At 42.0% G+C, this 20,525-nt stretch carries 19 protein-coding genes; 8 read left to right on the top strand and 11 right to left on the bottom strand.

Features of this window, described 5'->3' with window-relative positions:
• Nucleotides 1-109: 109 nt before the first annotated feature.
• The 3 genes from ACZ8ZH_RS13865 to ACZ8ZH_RS13855 form a co-directional block, all read right to left on the bottom strand.
• The gene (locus tag ACZ8ZH_RS13865; RefSeq protein WP_119063745.1) at nucleotides 110-412 is read right to left on the bottom strand and encodes a hypothetical protein; all 303 of its coding nucleotides are present in this window, start codon (nucleotides 410-412) and stop codon (nucleotides 110-112) included.
• 49 nt (nucleotides 413-461) lie between these two features.
• Nucleotides 462-1,079 carry an L-threonylcarbamoyladenylate synthase gene (locus ACZ8ZH_RS13860; RefSeq protein ID WP_119063746.1) on the bottom strand — a complete coding sequence of 206 codons (618 nt, stop codon included), beginning with the start codon at nucleotides 1,077-1,079 and terminating at the stop codon, nucleotides 462-464.
• 84 nt (nucleotides 1,080-1,163) lie between these two features.
• On the bottom strand, nucleotides 1,164-1,826 hold the full coding sequence (locus tag ACZ8ZH_RS13855; RefSeq protein ID WP_470247761.1) for an elongation factor P hydroxylase: 663 nt from the start codon (nucleotides 1,824-1,826) through the stop codon (nucleotides 1,164-1,166).
• 97 nt (nucleotides 1,827-1,923) lie between these two features.
• On the opposite strand from ACZ8ZH_RS13855, the gene ACZ8ZH_RS13850 reads away from it, so the two are divergent.
• From ACZ8ZH_RS13850 to lysM, 6 genes are all read left to right on the top strand, one after another.
• Nucleotides 1,924-2,481, top strand: coding sequence for a YceD family protein (locus tag ACZ8ZH_RS13850; protein WP_086208717.1), 558 nt, complete (start codon nucleotides 1,924-1,926; stop codon nucleotides 2,479-2,481).
• 76 nt (nucleotides 2,482-2,557) lie between these two features.
• Nucleotides 2,558-2,740 (top strand): 50S ribosomal protein L32, encoded by a 183-nt coding sequence (gene rpmF / locus ACZ8ZH_RS13845; protein WP_004279227.1) that lies wholly within the window; start codon nucleotides 2,558-2,560, stop codon nucleotides 2,738-2,740.
• Between the two features lie 176 nt (nucleotides 2,741-2,916).
• Nucleotides 2,917-3,903, top strand: a complete 987-nt coding sequence (gene fabD / locus ACZ8ZH_RS13840; protein WP_086208716.1) for an ACP S-malonyltransferase — start codon at nucleotides 2,917-2,919, stop codon at nucleotides 3,901-3,903.
• Nucleotides 3,900-4,634: a 3-oxoacyl-ACP reductase FabG gene (fabG, locus tag ACZ8ZH_RS13835; protein ID WP_086208715.1), complete on the top strand. Its 735-nt coding sequence runs from the start codon at nucleotides 3,900-3,902 to the stop codon at nucleotides 4,632-4,634. Before fabD ends, fabG begins: the two co-directional genes overlap by 4 nt.
• A gap of 86 nt (nucleotides 4,635-4,720) precedes the next feature.
• On the top strand, nucleotides 4,721-4,957 hold the full coding sequence (gene acpP / locus ACZ8ZH_RS13830; RefSeq protein ID WP_004695351.1) for an acyl carrier protein: 237 nt from the start codon (nucleotides 4,721-4,723) through the stop codon (nucleotides 4,955-4,957).
• 239 nt (nucleotides 4,958-5,196) lie between these two features.
• Entirely contained in the window at nucleotides 5,197-5,670 is a 474-nt protein-coding gene (lysM, locus tag ACZ8ZH_RS13825) for a peptidoglycan-binding protein LysM (RefSeq protein ID WP_119063748.1), read from the top strand.
• Between the two features lie 71 nt (nucleotides 5,671-5,741).
• Here lysM and ACZ8ZH_RS13820 read toward each other — a convergent pair whose 3' ends face one another.
• The 7 genes from ACZ8ZH_RS13820 to ACZ8ZH_RS13790 all read right to left on the bottom strand — a co-directional run bounded on the left by ACZ8ZH_RS13820 (nucleotide 5,742) and on the right by ACZ8ZH_RS13790 (nucleotide 17,868).
• Nucleotides 5,742-6,446 carry a GntR family transcriptional regulator gene (locus ACZ8ZH_RS13820; protein ID WP_086208713.1) on the bottom strand — a complete coding sequence of 235 codons (705 nt, stop codon included), beginning with the start codon at nucleotides 6,444-6,446 and terminating at the stop codon, nucleotides 5,742-5,744.
• 3 nt (nucleotides 6,447-6,449) lie between these two features.
• A complete protein-coding gene (uca, locus tag ACZ8ZH_RS13815; protein WP_119063749.1) occupies nucleotides 6,450-10,052 on the bottom strand; it encodes an urea carboxylase in 3,603 nt (1,200 codons plus the stop codon).
• Between the two features lie 20 nt (nucleotides 10,053-10,072).
• Nucleotides 10,073-11,902 (bottom strand): allophanate hydrolase, encoded by a 1,830-nt coding sequence (atzF, locus tag ACZ8ZH_RS13810; RefSeq protein ID WP_119063750.1) that lies wholly within the window; start codon nucleotides 11,900-11,902, stop codon nucleotides 10,073-10,075.
• Nucleotides 11,903-12,527: 625 nt separating this feature from the next.
• Nucleotides 12,528-14,195 (bottom strand): long-chain-fatty-acid--CoA ligase, encoded by a 1,668-nt coding sequence (locus ACZ8ZH_RS13805; RefSeq protein ID WP_119063751.1) that lies wholly within the window; start codon nucleotides 14,193-14,195, stop codon nucleotides 12,528-12,530.
• A 72-nt stretch (nucleotides 14,196-14,267) separates the two neighbouring features.
• A complete protein-coding gene (locus ACZ8ZH_RS13800) occupies nucleotides 14,268-15,434 on the bottom strand; it encodes an FAD-binding oxidoreductase (protein WP_119063752.1) in 1,167 nt (388 codons plus the stop codon).
• On the bottom strand, nucleotides 15,427-16,953 hold the full coding sequence (locus ACZ8ZH_RS13795; RefSeq protein WP_119063753.1) for a phytoene desaturase family protein: 1,527 nt from the start codon (nucleotides 16,951-16,953) through the stop codon (nucleotides 15,427-15,429). The genes ACZ8ZH_RS13800 and ACZ8ZH_RS13795 overlap by 8 nt, the downstream gene beginning before the upstream one ends.
• A gap of 72 nt (nucleotides 16,954-17,025) precedes the next feature.
• Nucleotides 17,026-17,868, bottom strand: coding sequence for an enoyl-CoA hydratase-related protein (locus ACZ8ZH_RS13790; RefSeq protein ID WP_119063754.1), 843 nt, complete (start codon nucleotides 17,866-17,868; stop codon nucleotides 17,026-17,028).
• Between the two features lie 132 nt (nucleotides 17,869-18,000).
• Between ACZ8ZH_RS13790 and ACZ8ZH_RS13785 the strand changes: the two genes are divergently transcribed.
• On the top strand, nucleotides 18,001-18,621 hold the full coding sequence (locus ACZ8ZH_RS13785; RefSeq protein WP_119063755.1) for a TetR/AcrR family transcriptional regulator: 621 nt from the start codon (nucleotides 18,001-18,003) through the stop codon (nucleotides 18,619-18,621).
• Between the two features lie 161 nt (nucleotides 18,622-18,782).
• Here the strand turns inward: ACZ8ZH_RS13785 and ACZ8ZH_RS13780 are convergent, their stop codons facing one another.
• Complete coding sequence (locus tag ACZ8ZH_RS13780) at nucleotides 18,783-19,508, bottom strand: alpha/beta fold hydrolase (protein ID WP_213069989.1); 726 nt, start codon at nucleotides 19,506-19,508, stop codon at nucleotides 18,783-18,785.
• A gap of 122 nt (nucleotides 19,509-19,630) precedes the next feature.
• On the opposite strand from ACZ8ZH_RS13780, the gene ACZ8ZH_RS13775 reads away from it, so the two are divergent.
• Nucleotides 19,631-20,497: a LysR family transcriptional regulator gene (locus ACZ8ZH_RS13775; RefSeq protein WP_228199431.1), complete on the top strand. Its 867-nt coding sequence runs from the start codon at nucleotides 19,631-19,633 to the stop codon at nucleotides 20,495-20,497.
• Nucleotides 20,498-20,525 lie beyond the last annotated feature (28 nt).

Genomic DNA, 20,525 nt, shown 5'->3' with positions numbered 1-20,525 from the left:
AATAAGTGTCTAAAGTAAAATAAAACGAATGTATTCAATACAATGTATAGATACTGATGGGTCAATTATTCCAACACATTTTGCATTTTATATCACTGCAACAGGCAAACTAAAGCTTATCTTGCCGGACAACAGTTATGTTTTGATCGAGTTGTTCGTATTGTTGTTGCGCAAATTCAATGGTTTTTTCAATACAGATCCGATGGCACAAGTTCTGATACTGAAACAGCTGCGCCAACCGCAATACGACTTTCATGTCCAGAAAAAGACGATAAGCGCTGTTAAATTGATTGGAGTTCTTGCTAGATAGTTGAATCAGAGCCTCAGACTCGGGTGTCCAAGGCCAAATAGCATAAATGAAAGCATTTGGGGCAATTGAGTGAGGATTTAGCACAACATCTGATAACGTCATTATAATTGCCCTCATTTTATAGCGTTCTACCAAGCTAGAAGATCAGACATTACTCAAAAGCACTCACATCGCCTACACCATGGCGAATCACTTCAGGGTGATCCCCTGATAAGTCGACAATACTGGTCGTGCTGAGTGTACCTAGTCCACTGTCTATGAACACATCAATACGCTTTGATAACTGCATTTCGATGTCATAAGGATCATCCATCGGCTCGTGCTGGTTGGGTAAAATCAAGGTGCTGGTGAGTAGCGGTTCGCCTAGTTCTTTGAGGAGCATTTGGCACACTGGGTTACTTGGAATACGCAAACCAATGGTCTTCTTTTTGGGGTGCATCAAACGTTTTGGGACTTCACTGGTCGCAGGCAAAATAAAAGTAGTCACTGCAGGCGTATTGTTTTTTAGTAAACGATACATGGCATTGTCCACTTTGGCATAGGTTGCAATATCTGAAAGATCGGCGCAAATAATGGCATATTGGTGCTTTGACCCGAGCCCGCGAATTTGGGCGATACGCTCCATGGCATGTTTATTGCCGATTTGGCAGCCAATGGCATAAGCTGCATCGGTCGGGTAGACGACTACATCGCCTGCACGAATACGCTCAACCGCTTGGCTAATTAAGCGTGGCTGCGGGTTATCAGGATGGACTCTTAAATGCAGCATGTTTTTATCTCCTGATGGTTTTTCCCACATTATGGCGCTTTATTTAAACCATGTTCAATGACCTAAATGTGAAACATCTCAAATTTAGTCGAGCATTTCTCTTTCAAATTCATTGCTCTGTAACGTTTTTCCAGCGCGTGTACACAAGCAAATACAGTCTATGAAGTATTTCGCATCACGCGGTAGTTGCGCATCCCCTGAAAAATAGGCCTGTACTTGCGCAAAAACATGATCTTTAAAATGACGTCCATCACCGCCGTCACCTGTGAGGTTATCTAAAGACACTCGAAATCTACGACCAAATGCGACAGCAAATAACCACTCAATCGCTTGTGGTTTAATTTCCACTTGTTCAAACAATGCTTGCTGCTCTTGAGTGCGACCATCGGGCGCATACCAATAACCTAAATCGGGTAATAGACGACGTTTGTCACCTGCAATGCTCCAGTGGCTAATTTCATGTAATGCACTATTAAAGAAACCATGGGCAAATTGAATACGAGCAGGGGAGCCTTGCTCTGCTGGAAAGTATTCAGGTTCAAAGTCACCTTTGACCAAGTTGACATTCAGGTGGGAAAACCAATGATTAAAGTGTAAAATGAGCCAATCAACTTGTTGTGCTTCTGTCGAAAAATTCTCCCACGTTGAGAGTTGCACTTGGCGGTCTGAAATGTCAGAATTGTCAGTTGAAATTGTGCTCATAAGTGATGAAATACTCACTTCTGTTTGCGGCTGCAACAGATGCATGACTTAAGTTACCCAAATGGTCTGTCTAAATAAGTACAAAATTGTATCTTAATCTTTGACAGAGTACTGATGAATTTGTAGAATTGCCGCCTTAATTATGTCAGCAAATACCTTTCCGGCACAGATTGAGCCGTTTAAATGGGCTGAACAAGGCTTTACATGGTCAGGTACCCTGCCATTGTCTCGCTTTGTTCGTATTGCTCGTGAAGCTGTTGGATCAATTGATGATCAATTGATTAACATAGACTGTAAGCTATCAATGGATGCGTATCATCGCATTGTATGGCTAGATGGTCACGTTGAAACACAAGTCCCAATGGAATGCCAGCGTTGTTTAGACGTGGTTAACATTGAACTGGTTTCAGATTTTCATCTAGCTCTAGTAGATGATGAGTCACTGATAGAGCGCTTGGATGAGGATGCTGATTTCATCGTCTTAGGTGAAAGTGAAGCGACAACCAAAGGTAGCTATGATGCGCCTGCGACTGCTGATTTACTTTCTCTCATAGAAGATGAATTGTTATTGTTGATGCCACTGTCTCCTAAGCATGATGCTTGTGAACATAAGCACCAACCTGCCATTGAAGAGCTTGTTGAAGAAAAGCGGGATAACCCGTTTGATGTTTTGGCAAGTTTGAAGGGTAAACTTAACTAATTTTTGTGTTATACTCTTCCGTATAAGACAACTGAATTTGTTCTGATCCATATTTTTCGATTTGTAAGGAGCCATCATGGCCGTTCAGCAAAACCGTAAAAGTCGCTCTCGCCGTGACATGCGCCGTTCACATGACGCTTTAACCGAGAATGCATTAACTGTAGACCAAGCTACTGGCGAGACTCACCGTCGTCACCACGTATCTAAAGATGGTATCTACCGTGGTCGTCAATTATTCGCTAAAGCATCTGCTGAATAATTGTCGAAGCATTAAGCTTAAAGCTTAGTCGAAAAAAGGGGAGCGTAAAGCTCCCTTTTTTTGTGGGTGAATGTTTACCAACTCTGTTTTTGTTGTATTTGGCAATTACATCGACCTAAATTAAGTGTTAAATTTTCGCTCCATAAACGAGAGCAAAGACAAGAAAGGACTTTTTTATGTCTGCGAAACAACTTGATCAAGTCGCTCAGGCAACAAAAACAGCTTTTGTATTTCCTGGTCAGGGTTCACAAAAGGTAGGTATGTTGGCTGAATTGGCAGAACAATTTGCCAGTGTTGAAGCAACATTTGCAGAAGCCTCTAAAGCAGTTGGATTCGATTTGTGGCACATTGCACAATCTGGTGAAGGTTTAGATCAAACTGAATTTACTCAGCCTGTGTTGTTAACCGCGAGCATTGCATTATGGCGTGTATGGTTAGAACTTGGCGGTGTTGTACCTAAGTATCTAGCAGGTCACTCATTGGGTGAATATAGCGCTTTGGTTGCTGCAGGCAGTTTAAGCCTAGGTGATGCTGTGAAGCTGGTAAACTTACGCGGTAAGCTCATGCAAAGTGCAGTACCTCAAGGTAAGGGTGCAATGGCGGCTATTTTAGGTTTAGACGACGCACAAGTTGTTGCTTTATGCCAACAGGTTTCAGACCAAGCTGAAGGTTCAGTTGAAGCTGCGAATTATAATGCACAAGGTCAAGTGGTCATTGCGGGTGAAAAAGCCGCAGTTGAAGCAGTTATGGCTTTGGCGAAAGAAAATAGTGGCAAAGCGATTGCATTGCCTGTTTCAGTGCCATCGCATTGTTCATTGATGAAGCCTGCTGCGGAACAGTTCGCACAAGCTTTGGAACAAACTGCCATTGAGCTGCCTAGCATACCTGTAATACAAAATGTGAGCGCGGAAATTGCGATAGATGTCGCTCAAGTACGCCAAGCACTTACAGCTCAGTTATATGAGTCTGTACAGTGGACCAAAACCATGCAGTTTATTCAGGATCAAGGGATCCAATATGTTGCTGAGTGTGGTCCAGGTAATGTCTTGGCAAACTTGGCGAAACGTTTACCAAATATCGAAAAAGCTTTTCCACTTGATAGCAAATCACGTATGGAAGATGCACTCAATGCCATTTTAGTGGCTGAAGGAAAAATTGCATGACACAGGAACGCAAAGTTGCACTCGTGACAGGTGCAAGTCGAGGGATTGGCGCAGCCATCGCTCAGCAACTGATTCAAGACGGTTATTTTGTTGTGGGCACAGCGACATCTGAGGCTGGCGCAGAAAAATTATCTGCAAGCTTTGGTGAGCAGGGTGTGGGTAAAGTACTTGATGTTCGTGACGGTGCTGCGATAGATGCGCTGGTGACAGACATTGAACAAAATTATGGTCCAGTTCTTGCACTTGTTAATAATGCAGGGATTACCAAAGATAATTTGTTACTTCGTATGTCAGAAGATGACTGGGATGATATTTTAAATATTCATTTAAAAGCCGTTTATCGTTTATCTAAACGTGTGCTAAAAGGCATGACCAAAGCACGTTTTGGACGAATTATTAATATTAGTTCTGTGGTTGCGCATTTTGCCAACCCAGGTCAGGCCAACTATTCAGCAGCGAAAGCTGGTATTGAAGCATTTAGCCGTAGCCTTGCAAAAGAAATGGGTAGCCGTCAAATCACTGTAAACTCGGTGGCGCCTGGCTTTATTGCAACAGAAATGACTGATCAATTAAGTGAAGACATCCGTAAAAAAATGAGCGATCAAGTGGCCCTGAACCGTTTAGGTGATCCACAAGATATTGCCAATGCGGTGAGCTTTTTGGCATCAGACAAAGCAAGTTACATTACTGGTACGGTAATGCATGTAAATGGTGGTCTATACATGAGCTAATTGGCTGATGGATAAACTTTCAAAATTTTAAAGATTCAATTAAACTAACGGCATTAAAAACGCCACAAGCAATGAGGAGAATTCCTGTGAGCGATATCGAACAACGCATCAAGCAAGCAGTTGCAGAACAACTTGGTCTTAAGGCTGAAGAAATCAAAAACGAAGCATCTTTCATGGATGACTTAGGTGCTGACTCTTTAGACCTTGTTGAGCTTGTTATGTCTTTTGAAAACGACTTTGACATCACAATCCCAGATGAAGATTCTAACGAAATCACAACTGTACAATCTGCGATTGACTACGTTTCTAAGAAACTAGGTTAATCCATATTGTTTCAGCTTTGCTGAATGGAAAAGCCACCCTTATCGGGTGGCTTTTTTTATGCTATTTAAAAGGTGAAGCATTGCATGCAAATAGTTTTGTTTATTTTGGAACTTACAAAGTTTTACTTTAAATGGACTATTCTCTACCAAAGTTGCTGTCTTTTTTCGGTATAAAAAAGAGTGTCTCATTTTTGAGCATTCAATATAACAACACTGATATAACAAGATGGAGCATACACATGGGTCTTTTTGATTTCGTTAAAGGCATTGGTAAAAAAAACACAGCAGCAGCCGAGCCTCAAGCCGCACCAACTACGCCGACAGAGCCATCCGCTCAAGAAATTGCCAACAAGTTATTGGGTCATATCAAAGCATTGGGCTTACCTGTGACGGGACTTTCAGTCAGCTATAATTCCACGACCGATTTGGCAACCATAAAAGGGCAGGTTCAGACCCAAGCCGATAAAGAAAAGATTGTTTTAGCTGTCGGTAATATTGACCATGTGGCTCAAGTCGATGATCAACTGACTGTGGCTAGCCCAGAACCTGAAAGTAAGTTTTACACAGTTAAATCAGGTGATAATCTATCGAAAATTTCCAAAGTATTTTATGGCGATGCCAACCAGTACAATAAAATTTTTGAAGCCAATCGTCCGTTATTGAAAGATGCTGATGATATTTTTCCTGGACAGGTACTACGTATTCCAGCTTAAATTTATTTTTAGCGAAAGAAGGCGCATCAAGCGCCTTTTTTTGTTTAAGAAGAGATGATGGATCAAATGATTTAGGTTGCCTTTTTCAGCACAGCATGTTGACTCAGCATACCGAGGGTAATTTTTTTTACTTCGTCACGGCTTTGCTGAATATGCGCACTAATTTTTTCAATTGCCAAATCTGTTTGTTGCTGCGAAATATAATTCAGGATGGCTTGATGCTCTGCATAGGTGGCTTTAATTCGATCACTTTTTGAAAAATCGAGGCGACGAATGATACGGATTTTTTCACTAATTTCTTGGTGGATTTTACTCATTTCCGTATTGCCAATGGCACGAACCAATGCACAATGAAAATCTTCATCAATTTGAGCCATCGCTTTTAAACTCGAAAGATACTGTTCAGGTGCAACCATCCAAGTCTTGTGCAACTGTTTCATTTCTTTGAGTTGCTGAGATTCAATACTACATAATTTACGAATTGCATATTGTTCAATCATAATACGCAGCTCGTATAGTTCGTCATAGTATTGCAGGTTCAATGGACGTACAGTCCAGCCACTACGAAATGCAACTTCCACGTAGCCTTCTTGTTGTAGTCGGTACAATGCCTGTCGTGCAGGTGTACGACTGACCTGATAGTTCATGGCGATTTCGGATTCGGTAAAACGTTCACCTGGCATCAATTTAAAGTCAAAAATATCATTTTTAATTTGCTGGTAAACAAGTTCAGACAAATTGTCTGAACCTGAACCCGCACGTGTCATATTGGACATGTGTTATTCCATATAAACTAAAGGTTCGCCGCTATGAACGGTTTGCCCAGCCCGACAAATAATGGCTTTGACAATACCGTCATCTGCTGCATATACAGGTAATTCCATTTTCATAGCTTCAATAATAGCAATGGTTTCACCTTTTTTCACAATCTGACCTTGTTCCACTAATATTTTCCAAATATTGCCAGTCATAGATGCATTGAGAGCTGAATAGGCACTATAGTCTGTTTCATCAGGTGCTTCTGTGATTAGGTGGTCTTGTTGATCAAAGCTTTCCTTCCATAGGCTGACCTCAGTACTAAAGGCCTGTTGTTGCTGTGCTTTAAATGCCGTAATACTGTCCTTTTCATCTTCCAGTAGTTTTAAATAAGCGGCATAGTCAAATTCAGTGTCTTCAATTTGGATCTGTGCTTGACCATTTTCAAAGTCAGCACGCCATTGATCTAGCTCTAACTCTGAAACAGGGAAGTATTTAATTTGGTCGAAGAAATTTAAGAACCATTCTTTGTCGCCAAACTGTTTGTTCTTTTTAAATTTATTCCAAATGGGTAGAGTGCGTCCCACCAATTGGTAGCCTCCGGGTGAATCCATACCGTAGATACACATATACATCCCGCCAATACCCACGGTGCCTTCGGCAGTAAATGTCCGTGCTGGATTGTATTTTGAACTTAAGAGGCGATGACGTGGGTCAATCGGCACAGCACATGGGGCGGTAAGGTACACATCACCGAGGCCTAAAATCAAATAATTGGCATTGAAAATAATCTCTTTGACTTGTTCACGACTATCTAAACCATTAATACGCTGAATAAAATCGACATTGTTCGGTAACCACGGTGCTTTAGCGCAAACACTTTCTTGATAGCGCTCAACAGCACCCAAAGTTGCACTGTCTTCAAATGCCATGGGTAGATGAATAATCCGTGAAGGAATCTTGAGTTGGCTTAAATCGCCCATTTGCTGTTCGAGTTGCAGTAAGAAAGCAATCAACTCATGCTGTGGAAGGGTGAGACCATCATATTTAATTTGTAGTGAGCGCACACCAGGAGACAGCTCCAATATTCCAGTCACATTCGCTGTTCGGATCAGTTGCATCAATTGGTGGACACGTAAACGCAGTGCCAAGTCTAAAACGTTATCACCATATTCTAATAAAATATAACTGTCACCCGCTTGGCGGTACACCGTGCGTGGAGACACATCAGTTGCATCTAGATGGGCGAGAATTGCAGATTGTGGAATATTATTGCTTGTTAGTTCAGTTGCTAGGACAGCATGAGTGAAATTTCGCACACGTTCAATTTGCTGTTGCTCTAGGGCATTGGCCTGCTCAACTGTTAGCGGATAGAAGCTGATTTTATCGTCAGCTTTAAGTTGACCGACTTTCCAAAGTTCAGCTTTAGCAATGGTTACAGGGCAAACGAAACCGCCGAGACTTGGGCCATCTTTGGCCAAAATGACAGGGAAGTCCCCTGTAAAGTTAATCGCACCAATGGCATATTCGCAGTCATGGACATTGGATGGGTGGAGTCCTGCTTCCCCCCCATTTTCACGTGCCCACGTTGGTGTTGGTCCTGATAGACGGACACCCAGTCGATTGGAGTTAAAGTGTACAGTCCATTCGGAAGCAAAAAATTCTTCTATATATTCGGGTTTAAAAAAATCAGGTGCTCCGTGTGGTCCATATAGCACGCCAATTTTCCATTCAGTGCCATAGTTTGGAATCAGTGCAGGAGATAATGCTTGAGGTTCTTGTGTTGCTAACGGGGCATCTTGATTAGGATGGACTGTATTAATGAGTTTGATCATGTCACCTGCACGAAGCACCCGTCCTGCATGCCCGCCAAAGTTACCTAAAGCAAAAGTAGAGCGACTACCCAAGTATAGGGGGACATCGAGTCCATGGCGAACTGCTAAATAGCTACGGCAACCAGACTCGACCTGTCCTAAGCTGAGAACCTGACCCGCCTGTACATGAATGGGTTGCCAAAAGGCAACAGTTTCATCATCTAATTGGGCAGGACAAGGTGCACCAGTGAGCGCAATCACACTATCTTGATGGAACTTCAGACTTGGCCCTTGTAAGGTAAATTCGAAACCAGCCGCACTAGCATCATTTCCTACAATTTGATTGGCCAATTGGAACGCATAGTCATCCATTGGACCTGAAGGTGGCACACCGATATCCCAGTAGCCGATACGTCCTGGAAAGTCTTGAATTGAGCTTTGCGTACCAGCCTGTAAAACTTCAATCACATTCGGCACGTAGTCAAAGTCATCCAACAGACGTGTCCAGATTTGCATTTGTGCGAAGCGTTCATCAGAGATCACGCTATGCGCATAGTCCAAGTTGGTGCTGATGCCATTTAAGCGTGTTTGGGTTAACACACTTTTTAGTTGGTCAATGGCTTGTTCACGCGTATCCGCATGTACGATAATTTTGGCAATCATCGGGTCAAAATATTGCGAAATTTCTGTTCCTGTGGAGACCCAAGTATCGACGCGACAGTGTTCTGGAAATGAAACCTCGGTCAGGACACCAGGGCTGGGTTGGAAGTTCTTAACAGGATCTTCTGCATAAATCCGTACTTCAATTGCCGCACCTTGCGGCTGTATATTGCTGAGCGCTGTCCAATCCAAGACATCACCTGCCGCCACTTTAAGCATGCATTCAATCAGGTCTAAGCCCGTCACCATTTCAGTAACAGGGTGCTCTACTTGTAGACGAGTATTGACTTCAAGGAAGTAAAACTCATCTCGTGCAGCATCATAAATAAACTCAACTGTACCTGCACTGCGGTAATTGACCGATTTGCCGAGTTCAACTGCCGCTTGGTGAAGTTTTTGGCGTGTAGCTTCGGGAAGGTGAGCCGCAGGGGTTTCCTCCACCACTTTTTGGTTACGACGTTGCAGTGAGCAATCTCGTTCACCCAGTGCAACCACTTGACCTTGACCATCGCCAAAGATCTGAACTTCGACATGGCGCGCGCGGTCAACAAAACGCTCTAAAAACACGCCTGAATCTTTGAAAAATTGTGCGCCTAAGCGTTTGACACTTTCATAAGCTTCAACCAATGTCTGTTCATCATCACAGCGTGTGAGGCCAATCCCTCCGCCACCTGCGGTACTTTTTAACATGATGGGATAACCAATTTCTGTAGCTGCAGAAATTGCTTCATCTAAGCTTTCAAGTAAGCCTGTACCCGGTGTCATGGGAACCTGAGCTGCAGCGGCAAGTTCACGTGCACGGTGTTTCAGGCCAAACTCTAAAATTTGTGTCGCTGTGGGACCCATAAAAGCAATATTATTTTTTTCACAAGCCTCTGCAAATTCAGCACTTTCTGATAAGAAGCCATAACCAGGGAAAATAGCTTCGGCGCCTGTTTTTTGTGCTGCTTGAATCAGCTTTTCAATACTCAAATAAGTATCTGCTGGTTTTAATCCTTCTAAGGCAATGGTGATGTCTGCATCTTTGACATGTTGTGCATAACGGTCACTGTCTGAATATACAGCAACACTGGTCACCCCCAGTTTTTTTAAAGTGCGAATTGCGCGTACGGCAATTTCGCCACGGTTTGCAATCAATACAGTTTTAAACATTTTAAAATTCCTAAATTTGACTAAGCTTGTTCTACTTTTGAATTGTTACGGTGCTGGATATAGGCGCGCCAACCACCAAAATGGCTGATATTTTCAGCATCGTTCAAACCATAAGGCTCACAAATAAAACCTTTAACCCAACGACCATCGACTAGTTCGACATTGCCCATGCCTAGCGGGGTTGGAATCTCAGCGACAAACTCTCCAAAACGCGCTGTTGGCACATCCCAAACCTCTACAATGATTTGTTGGCCGTGTTCTGAAACTCTTGCTAGACCTGGCTTTGGGGGAATTGTTCCGTTCAATGCAAATAGGGCGTAGTGCTCAGCGGTCAGTGTGGTTTCAACAAGTACTGCATCACGTGTAAGCAGTTGGAAATTCAGAGGCATTCCAGTCAGGTGTGCTCCAACGACTGCAACTCGAATGTGATGTGCAGAAGGACTGTGGCGCAACGTTGGAATTGCGGAGAATCGGTCGAGTGCACCTAGTTTTAAGTTCAAATGTGCCTGCCAAATTTGTCCAAACTCAATCAGGGCTTGGTCATACCATGCAGGTGCAATTAAGCTAATTCCGAAGGGTAGGCCGTCGGCGCGGAATCCAGCAGGCAATGCGAGTGCGCTTAAGTCAGCGAGGTTGGTAAAGTTAGTATAAGTTCCAAACTGAGAATTAAAGCCAATCGGGGATTGCGCCATTTCTGCAAGAGTGTGAATGGTTGGAGAAGTTGGAACGATCAATGCATCAAATTGAGCTAAAGTGTCTTGAATTTTTCGGCTTAAGTCTTGTTTTAAATACTCTGCGTTGTAGGCATCGACTGCACTAAAATCATAACCTTTTTGAATAATTTCACGGACTGTGGGGTCGAAAACCTCGGGTTGCTGTGCCAATAACTCAGCAACAGCCGCTGTGCGTTCTGCTACCCATGAGCCTTGATAAAGTTGGGCTGCCAATTGTTCAAATGTTGAAAAATCAATTTCAGTAATTTCAGCACCGAGAACTTTTAACTGTTCTAAAGCCAATTTAAAGGCATATTTAGCTTGATCATCTCCAAAGAACTCAAGTTTATTGGGAATAGCAAAATGTGGTTTTCCAGAAAGTTTAGCTGGTGCGGTTTTTGGATGCTGGCGGGAGTAGCTATCTAGTGCATCGTACTGTTCGAGGGTTTGAGCAACGATATTTGCATCGGTTACTGTTAATGCGAAAATTGAAATACAGTCCAAGCTTTTACAAGCGGGTAATAAACCACGATTTGAAAAACGGCCTTTGGTGGGTTTTAAACCGACAATGTTATTAAATGCCGCAGGGACACGACCAGAGCCTGCGGTGTCGGTTCCCAGTGCAAAGGGGACTAAGCCTCGAGCAACCACACTTGCTGAGCCAGAGCTAGAACCTCCACTGACATAGTCTGCGTTAAAGGTATTGCAAACTGCGCCAAATGGGGAGCGTGTACCGACAAGCCCTGTTGCGAATTGATCTAAATTGGTTTTTCCTATGACGACCGCCCCTGCATTTTTAAGCAGGCGAATTGTTTCAGCATCTTGGCTAGCAATTGTGGTCAAAACCTTACATGCCGCCGTAGTTGCAAAACCAGCAACATCAATATTGTCTTTGACCGCAAAAGGAATACCATATAACGGCAGTTCTTTACTCAAATCTGAGGCATGTTGTACTTTTTGTGCTAAGGTTTCGATTTGCTGAATAAGTAGTTCTTTGCTAGCAATAGAGATCCATGCATGATCAGGTTGTGGTAATTGCGCTACATAGTCGATTAAGTCTTCAAGATGAATGTCATGGTTCAGATAAGCTGTTTGCCATTCTTGAAGTGTCCAACCAATGCATTTGTTATGACTCATTTTTTTGCATTCCAACTTGTATACATGATGGAATACAAAAATGCAGAAACTATGCCAATTTGATAAATCTAATTTTTATTTAATTATAGTTGTTTAATATCAATATCTTATTTTTTGTTTCTGAATTCTGATGCGAATGTTTATTGGTGTTCGATTCTGCACCAAAACAAGATCAAACGGGATGTAATGGTGCTTTTATACTATGTTGCGATCTTAGATACTCACAGAACATGAGCACAAAAAGCTCACAATTTGAATCAGCCTGATCAGTTAAGCATTTTCATATTTTGCATCTTAGCCTTCTCACTATTCGCATTTCAGTGCAAAACCTATTCACTTTTGCCCCTAGAGCAGCTTTTTTAAAAGCAGTTTATTTTAAAAAAGTCTTTTGTCTTGCACCGTAAAAATGCCATGCTTGTATTCTTATTTAGGCTAGGGATGACGTTGTCATGTATTAAATAAAGCCTAGAAGTAAAAGTAATATCCGTCCATTTCTTAACGGACTGGTATTACTCAATCTGGGTTTTTGACACAAACAAGGGATTAATTTTTAGTTAAAGGTATAATATTTTCCAAGGTACTTCAGTTAGTTTGATTCTTTGAAGGGGATGGAGCTGAACGGCGGTTAACTTCTGAGTTGGGCCCGCAAGATTTTACCAATTGGAGATTTAGGCAATTCTGTACGAAACTCAATATGTTTAGGAATTTTATAGTTGGTCAGACTTTGTTTGCAAAAGCCTATGATTTCCGCAGTTGAAATGTCGTGATTATTGACAACGATGAATGCTTTAACGGCTTCGCCTGTGGTTTCGTCTGCTATGCCAATGACGGCTGCTTCAATAATTTCAGGATGTTGTGTTAACACATCTTCAATTTCGTTTGGATAAACATTAAAACCAGAAACAATAATCAAATCTTTCTTACGATCTACAATTTTTAAAAATCCATCTTCATCCATTGTGGCGATATCTCCCGTTTTAAACCAACCATTTTCTATACTATTTGCTGTTTCTGTCGGGTTGTTGAGGTACTGCTCAATCATATTTGCGCCTTTTACCCAAAGTTCGCCCGCTTGCCCAATGTCTATCGCTTGTCCTTGATCATTCACGATTTTTAGCTCTAAGCTGGGCAGTGGAAGACCGATAGATCCTAATTTTTTGTTGATACTTGGTGGATTGATAGAGACCATGCAACAACTTTCTGTCATACCGTAACCTTCTACAATCGGTGAGACAACTTTTTCCCATTCAATGGCTGTAGAGGGGCGCAAACTGGTTCCACCTGAAATGGCGACTTTGAGTGGTGGCGGATTATTACGGAACCATGTTTGTTGTAATAAACCTGCATATAGGGTATCGACACCAGTCAGCCAAGAAATGCGAAATTGTTGGAAGGCTTTTTTAAGATTGTCCAAGGGGCGAGGGTTTGGGATGAGGATATTATGCCCACCTTTATGAAACATAAGTAAAAAATTGAAATTAAAAGCAAAAATATGGTACATCGGTAGTGCAGTGAGTATGTTGTCACCTTGTTGAATTTCCATTTTGCTTGAGAATGCTTGGATAAAATCTTCCGCCATTTTCATCACCGCTAATAGGTTACGATGACTAATGACAGCACCTTTACTTTTGCCAGTGGTTCCCCCTGTATATTGATATAGGGCAATTGGGTGATCTTGGTAAATGAGCGGATCGACTGTTTTTTCACCCAGTTTTAAGGCCTGTTTAAAACTCTGGTAGGGGATATCTGGTGTGGTGATGTCTCTGGATATTTTCATTTTAATCATCAGACCAATAGGAAAATTAAAAAAGTCGCTTAAGCTCGCTACGACCAAATCAATTTTCAGTGTATTCAGGACAGGTTGTGCGGTTTTAAGAAATAAATCACAGGCTATCAGCAGTTTGGCGCCGCTGTCTTGAAGCTGATGCTTGAGCTCAGTTGCGGTGTAGAGTGGGTTGATATTGGTGAGAATGAGCCCTGCTTTCCAGATGCCAAAGACTGCAATTGGATAGTGCAGGCTATTGGGCATTTGGATGGCAACAACATCACCTGTGTTCAACTTGAGAACATGTTTTAAATAGTTGGCAAAATGGTCTGAATAGTAGTGAATTTCTTTAAAACTTAGACTTTGGCTAAAACCATTGGGTAGAACCACGCTAAATGCTGGTTGGTCTTGATAATGTTGCGCGGCATAAAGGCAGAATTCACTGACCGAACCCGACAGGAGTGATTCATTGAGTTGATAATTTTTTAATTGTTTTGGATAACTTTTTTCCCATAACTTATTGTTCATGCTTTATTCCTTTGTTTTGCATGTATTGAAAAATAAAAAGCTGAACTTTCTTAAAAAGTTCAGCGGAATGATTTAAAGCATTACTTCAATATCGCTGAGTGGAAATGCAACACAGCTATAAATCCAGCCAAATTGGCGGTCTGAGCGGCGTAAGTGCGCCTCGTCGGGATTAAAGACTTCACCTGAAATCAGTTTGATCCGACACAGACTGCATTCGCCTGAGCGACAGGCATTTTCGACAAAGAAACCATGTCGTTCTAGACTGTTCAGTAAAGGCTCACCAACCGTGGTAGTAAACTGTCCTTTGCCTCTTACTGTGACTGTCACTTCTTGATTTAATGCAATGTCCGACGTCCAAGTTGACTGTGTGTTTGGGGCTTTGGGGGCGCCATTGGCTTCAACTCGAATACGTCGAGCAGGAACTTCTAACTCAGCCAAAAGTTGTTGGCAACTTTGGTTAAATGGCGTTGGGCCACAGATGTAGAACATCTTTTGTTTCGGCTCTGTACCTAATAATTCGCTCAAGCGCTCTGCACTTAATCGTCCTGTTTGACCTTGATAGTCTGCTGTCGGACGAGTGATATATTCGGTTAAAGTGAAATGAGCATACTGTTTGGCCAGTGCTCTGAGCTCTTCGGCATAAATCACATCATCTTCAAAGCTATTGACATAAATCAGGTGGAATCGCTGTTGAAGATTTTGTTCAAGTAGATTTAAAAGCATACTGCGCGCTGGCACACTACCAGAGCCACCTGCCAAAAACACCAGATCATCACCATGAAACAGCGGATTGTGGTGAAAGTTCCCCATTGGACCACTACTTTGCAAGGTTTGTCCTACCGATAGTTGATCGACCAAATAGTGTGAAACAAAGCCCGCGTCTGCTTTTTTGATGGTGAGATCATAGTAGTCTGCTTGGGTTGGCGAAGATGCAATTGCATAGGGACGAGCTGTGTAAGTACCTGCCACAGTGACAAATAGATTGATGTATTGACCTGCTTGAAATGCTGGCAAGGCTTCACCATGCTGAGAGGCTAGGCGGATGGTTTTAGTCGTTGGCGTTTCTTCAATAATCGCCTGAACAATCAAATCAATACGCTTGGGATGCAGCGAGTGCATTATCCGTTGCACTTGGCCTTTATATTCAGAAAAGTCTGTACCATTTTGTTCTAGTTCAGATTTGGCTTGAATAATTTCCTGATAGCCTGTGACTGCATTTAAAATATGTAGATCAGACATTGCTTAGCTCCTGTTGTGCCATTTTGTCGAGTTGACGCACCACGGCTTTGGCTGTAGATACTCCCGCAGCATAAGTCGGTTGGAATCCGCCCATCGTGGTCCACGCACTGGCAAAATAAAGCCCTTGTAAATGGTTCAATCGGTCTCGGATAAAACTGGTGTCTTCGCGTGTTTGCTTATAGCCGTAAATTGCACCGCCTGGAGTATTCAAATAGCGCATCATGGTGAGTGGTGTCGCGACTTCAACTTCCTGAATGTGTTGACGTAGGTTCGGATAGACCTGTTCAATCAGATCAATTAATTCATCCGCAAAACGATATTTGGTTTTGGCATAGTCTTCGGCTTTCACATTTTTCCAGACATCAGCATATTGCAAGCACACCAACACCACTTGACTTTTGCCTTCTGGAGCCGCTTGTGGATCATCGTAGTTATAGCAGGTCAGCATTCCTGAAATAGGGCTATCAAAACTTTCCATATTGTCATGGGTTTTTTCCCAGTCCATGGTCGAGGAAATAAAGGTTGATGCTGCATTGATCTTTAAATGTGCTGGGGTGCAATCTAGACCCAAATAAATGACAAAGGCAGATGTTCCCATACGTCGAGATTTGAAGTCTTGCTGAATTTTTGTAGGGAGGGGATCGTCTAATAATTCATTAAATGTGAGTAAAGGACTAGCATTGGAAATCACAGCTTTACAGTTGATCAAGCGCCCATCTTCAAGCCTAACCCCAGTGACGGCATGATCCTGAGTGATGATCTTTTCCACACCACAGTTGAATTGTGCTTCACCGCCTGACTCTAAGAACGATTCCAACAGCGCATTGGACATGGCTTGTGATCCTCCTTTGATATGCCATGGCTTAAACACCGCATAGGCATATAACATATTGGCGAGATCACTAAATAAGAGATTTTTGGGTGGAATACCTGAATAAAACCAATAGGTCGCCAAAATACTGATTAAGGTTTCATCGGTGAAAAACTCATGCAATACATCGTGGGCAGAACGTAGACCATAGCGTTTAAAGTATGGACAGAGTTGATCAACGAGCAGTGGATCATTGCTTTTTTGTGCTTTAGGTAGGGTTGTAAAACCTTCTAAAGTGACTTTTTCACAGGCCAACATAAATTTTTCAAGTTGATCGGCCTCAGCAGGATACTGTGCTTGTAGCAACTTACGAATCCCTGACCAGCTTGCGGGTAAGGTGATATCGACCTGATTGGGAACAGCGAGTCGATAAAGTTCATGCTCTTGTACAAATTCGACTTTATCCATCACACCGAGTTGATCGAATAACTGTCGCATGATAAATGGGCGCTCTTCTGTGCCTAAACCACTTAGTTGATGCAATGCCACTTCAAATTCAAAATCACCACGGACAAAAGAGGTGGCACAGCCACCGGGTATGTTATGACGTTCGACCAGTAAGGTTTTTTTGCCTGCCTTTTGTGCTGTGACGGCTGCAGTTAAGCCTGCGTTGCCAGAGCCAATGACTACGACATCATAGTTTTGCATTTTAAACTCCAATCTTAACACTGGTAAGATTTGATTAAAAAAAATTAGAACGGGTTGATTTTTTCTAGCGCTTTATTGAGTTTCAGCGAATTGAATCGGGTGTAAGTTTTCAAATTGCGGTGATGCTTCAGACATACGGCTTTGCACCATGGTTAAAATATCTTGTCCATTTAAAATAGCTGATTGCAACATCACAGTATGGTCTAGGGCTTGAGCCACATTATGATCTCGACTATAGAGTAGACTGCGTTTAATGCCTTGCATGGCTACAGGTGGCTTTACAGCAATACTTTTTGCAATGCTAAAAGAATGTTCCAATAGTGCTTCTGGTGTTTCTAAAATTTTAACCGCTAGTCCGAGACGGTACGCATCTTCAGCGAGCAATGTGTCTCCCGTGAAAGCAAGATAGCGGGCAAGATTGAAGGGAATTTGATGGGGTATGCGTTGTAATACGCCAATATCCGCCATCATCCCAATATTGGTTTCTTCAATACGAAACTTAGCCTGTGGAGTCACAAAACAAAAATCACATGCTGCAATCAAATCAAAACCTGCTCCGACACAACTACCATGTACTGCTGCAATTACAGGGAATCTAACTTTTTCAAGGCAAGTCAATGCGTCTTGCATCAGAGCTAAGCTTTGCATGATGCTTTCACGTGCTACAGCATTTTGTGCATGAAATTCGGCCTGATTACTAAACATGCTCAGATCAAGACCTCCACAAAATACTTTACCTTGAGCCGAGATAATCAACGCTCGGATCTGTCCAGATTTATGCAATTGTTGAATCACTTGAGGAAATTCACGCCAGAAAGACAAATTTAAGCTATTTGCTTTTTCAGGGCGGGAAAGTTGTATATGCGCAATCTGAGCCTGAATACTCAGTTGAAAGCACTCATAATTTTGATTCATCACTCTGTCCTTAAGATGTTTAAAAAATACTCTAAACCTTAATCTTTACAGTGTAAAGATTAATTTAAATGGTGCATTTAAATTTATGCTAGGATAAATGGCAGAAGAATATTGATTTTTACTCAGCACTTTATGAACAAATCCGTCAAAAGAAAAAATTACCATGTTGGTAATCTTGAACCCCAACTCATTGATCAAGCGAAGAAAATGCTTGAAGAAGTCGGACCAGATAAGTTGTCTATTCGGGCTATTTCTGAACAAGTGGGTGTGAGTGCAACGGCTGTTTATCATCACTTTGCCAATAAGGATGAACTATTGAGTCATCTTGCCGCACAAGGCTTTGCTCAGCTAGAAAGTGTTTTGGGACAATGTCAGCAAGGGATAGACAAGAAAAATAAAATGCAGGTGATTAGTCGGCAGTACATGTTATTTGCTTTTGAACATCCTGCCATGTATCAGTTAATGTTTGGTTCTCAATTGGCACATAGTGAAATGAATCCTACTCTTTCTACGGCACGAAAAAATGCTTATGCTGTGGTAGAGCAGTGTGTAGCGGATGTGCTTGAGAAAGATATTCAGTCCAAAGAAGTTCGTTCTGCTGCGCTGGCCGCATGGTCTTTTGCACACGGACTCGCGTCATTGATGATTCATAATGTTTTTGAGTTACCAGAACATATTTCTAAAGATGCTGTAATTGAAAAAGCACTTTTAGGGTTTAATCAATTGGTGAAGGTGCATTTAGATTTTGAATAAAAGGATGTATGGCATTTCTCTTGTGATTGAATAACGTAAATCTTCATGTTTGTGATTTAATTTTATGGCTAGATCGTGGAAACGCTTTTAGAGGCTTAAAATGCAACATTCTGCTGAATGCATGAAACATTTTAAGCTCTAATCATTCGTTTATATAACCGTTAAATTTTTGACGCTGCCTCAATAATTACTTTTGCAACTTCAGCTGCTTGTGACAAATGTGGAACATGACTTGCCTTCAAGGTGGTGATATTGGCTGACATTCTTTCAGCCATTTTCTTTTGTAGCTCAGGTTGCAACATATAGTCATCTTCACTAATGATATAAGTGGATGGTTTCACTTTCCACGCGGCAGCATTTACTTTTTCTTCAAAGTTTCTTGCCCGAATTGGGGTTTGTGTTGCATACATCAATTGGGTTTGAACAGAGTCATTAAGATCTTGTGCAAGATGTTGTTCAATACCTTCAAGGCTCAAAGTTAAAAAGCCGTCTTGGTCACTGACTAAATGAGCAAAGCCCGATGGTGTAGGAAGGCCTTGTCCTAAGTCGACGATCGACTCACCAACGGCGGGTGCAAAAGCGGCGACATAAACCAAAGATTTTACTGACTCATGTTGTCCTGCTTCAGTTATCACCATGCCTCCCCAAGAATGCCCCACAAGGACGACCGGACCTTCAACTCTATTTAATACACGTTGAGCTGCGATTACATCGTCATCTAAGGAGCTTAAAGGGTTTTGTACCGCGATGGTATTGAAGCCTTCAGCGTGTAAAAGTTTGAGAACTTGATTCCATGTTGAACCGTCTGCAAATGCACCGTGTACAAGTACAATTGTTGGTTTATGGTTAGAGGCTGCTTGAGTATCTGTGTGTTGATGGTTTTGCATGATGTATCTCTTGATTTGAATATTGTTGATGTGCTCACTATACATAGGAAATAATTTGAGATAAATTATCTAAAAATATCAACATTAGGTATAAAAAGATTCAAATGGATAGATTCTCTTGTATGCAAGTGTTTGTTAAGGCTGTGGAGCTAGGCTCTATTTCTGCCGCAGCAATTGAGTTGGATCTGTCTTCACAAGTGGCTGGAAAGCACATAAGATTTCTTGAACAAAGCTTAGAAATTAAGTTGTTGAATCGGACAACTCGCCAGCAAAGTCTGACTGATGCAGGACGGATTTATTATGAAAAAGCCAAGCATATTTTGGCTGAGATGCAAGAAGCAGAGGCTTTTTTAGCGGAGACACGTTCAACGCCTAGAGGCAAGTTACGTATCAGCGCACCCGTCACTTTTGGGAATCATGCCTTGGCACCCGCCATTACCGAATTTTTAAAGACCTACCCTGAAGTCTCTGTTGAATTGAATCTTAGCAATCGTAAAATCGACTTAGTTGAGGAAGGTTACGATATTATTTTTCGTTCTGGTGAATTGCAGGATAGTGGGCTATTGGTGCGGGGGTTGGCTCCCTATCAACTCGTATTATGTGCTTCTCCAGCATATATTCAGTCTACTGCTCCACTGTCGATACCAGAAGATTTAAAAAACCATGAATGTTTGGTCTTTACACATTCTATTTTGCGCACAGAATGGTCATTTAAAGGGCCTAATGGAATAAGTTCGGTTTTAATTACAGGCAGATTTTGGACAAATAGTGGTGAAGCCTTACGTGCAGCTGCGATTGCGGGACAGGGGCTACTTTTACAGCCTTATGAGCTGGTGGCGGATGATTTGGAAAGAGGGCAATTAATACGGGTATTACCTGAGTATGAGCCAGTGATTGGTTCATTACATATTTTGTATTCACGTGATCGCAGAATGACGCCTAAATTAAAGAGTTTTATTGATTTTATTTTACTTAAATTTGGAATTTAAAAGGAGCAGTAGCCATAGCATTGAATAT

This window comes from Acinetobacter sp. SW-226 (genome assembly GCF_055632855.1).
Note: the sequence above shows the minus strand (reverse complement) of the source record. Positions and strands in the feature narration are given on the sequence as shown.

Excerpts from the sequence above, each read along its gene's own strand:
- ACZ8ZH_RS13865 (WP_119063745.1), bottom strand. The coding sequence starts at position 412 with ATGACGTTATCAGATGTTGTGCTAAATCCTCACTCAATTGCCCCAAAT.
- ACZ8ZH_RS13860 (WP_119063746.1), bottom strand. The coding sequence starts at position 1,079 with ATGCTGCATTTAAGAGTCCATCCTGATAACCCGCAGCCACGCTTAATT.
- ACZ8ZH_RS13855 (WP_470247761.1), bottom strand. The coding sequence starts at position 1,826 with ATGCATCTGTTGCAGCCGCAAACAGAAGTGAGTATTTCATCACTTATG.
- ACZ8ZH_RS13850 (WP_086208717.1), top strand. The coding sequence starts at position 1,924 with ATGTCAGCAAATACCTTTCCGGCACAGATTGAGCCGTTTAAATGGGCT.
- rpmF (WP_004279227.1), top strand. The coding sequence starts at position 2,558 with ATGGCCGTTCAGCAAAACCGTAAAAGTCGCTCTCGCCGTGACATGCGC.
- fabD (WP_086208716.1), top strand. The coding sequence starts at position 2,917 with ATGTCTGCGAAACAACTTGATCAAGTCGCTCAGGCAACAAAAACAGCT.
- fabG (WP_086208715.1), top strand. The coding sequence starts at position 3,900 with ATGACACAGGAACGCAAAGTTGCACTCGTGACAGGTGCAAGTCGAGGG.
- lysM (WP_119063748.1), top strand. The coding sequence starts at position 5,197 with ATGGGTCTTTTTGATTTCGTTAAAGGCATTGGTAAAAAAAACACAGCA.
- ACZ8ZH_RS13820 (WP_086208713.1), bottom strand. The coding sequence starts at position 6,446 with ATGTCCAATATGACACGTGCGGGTTCAGGTTCAGACAATTTGTCTGAA.
- uca (WP_119063749.1), bottom strand. The coding sequence starts at position 10,052 with ATGTTTAAAACTGTATTGATTGCAAACCGTGGCGAAATTGCCGTACGC.
- atzF (WP_119063750.1), bottom strand. The coding sequence starts at position 11,902 with ATGAGTCATAACAAATGCATTGGTTGGACACTTCAAGAATGGCAAACA.
- ACZ8ZH_RS13805 (WP_119063751.1), bottom strand. The coding sequence starts at position 14,195 with ATGAACAATAAGTTATGGGAAAAAAGTTATCCAAAACAATTAAAAAAT.
- ACZ8ZH_RS13800 (WP_119063752.1), bottom strand. The coding sequence starts at position 15,434 with ATGTCTGATCTACATATTTTAAATGCAGTCACAGGCTATCAGGAAATT.
- ACZ8ZH_RS13795 (WP_119063753.1), bottom strand. The coding sequence starts at position 16,953 with ATGCAAAACTATGATGTCGTAGTCATTGGCTCTGGCAACGCAGGCTTA.
- ACZ8ZH_RS13790 (WP_119063754.1), bottom strand. The coding sequence starts at position 17,868 with ATGAATCAAAATTATGAGTGCTTTCAACTGAGTATTCAGGCTCAGATT.
- ACZ8ZH_RS13785 (WP_119063755.1), top strand. The coding sequence starts at position 18,001 with ATGAACAAATCCGTCAAAAGAAAAAATTACCATGTTGGTAATCTTGAA.
- ACZ8ZH_RS13780 (WP_213069989.1), bottom strand. The coding sequence starts at position 19,508 with ATGCAAAACCATCAACACACAGATACTCAAGCAGCCTCTAACCATAAA.
- ACZ8ZH_RS13775 (WP_228199431.1), top strand. The coding sequence starts at position 19,631 with ATGCAAGTGTTTGTTAAGGCTGTGGAGCTAGGCTCTATTTCTGCCGCA.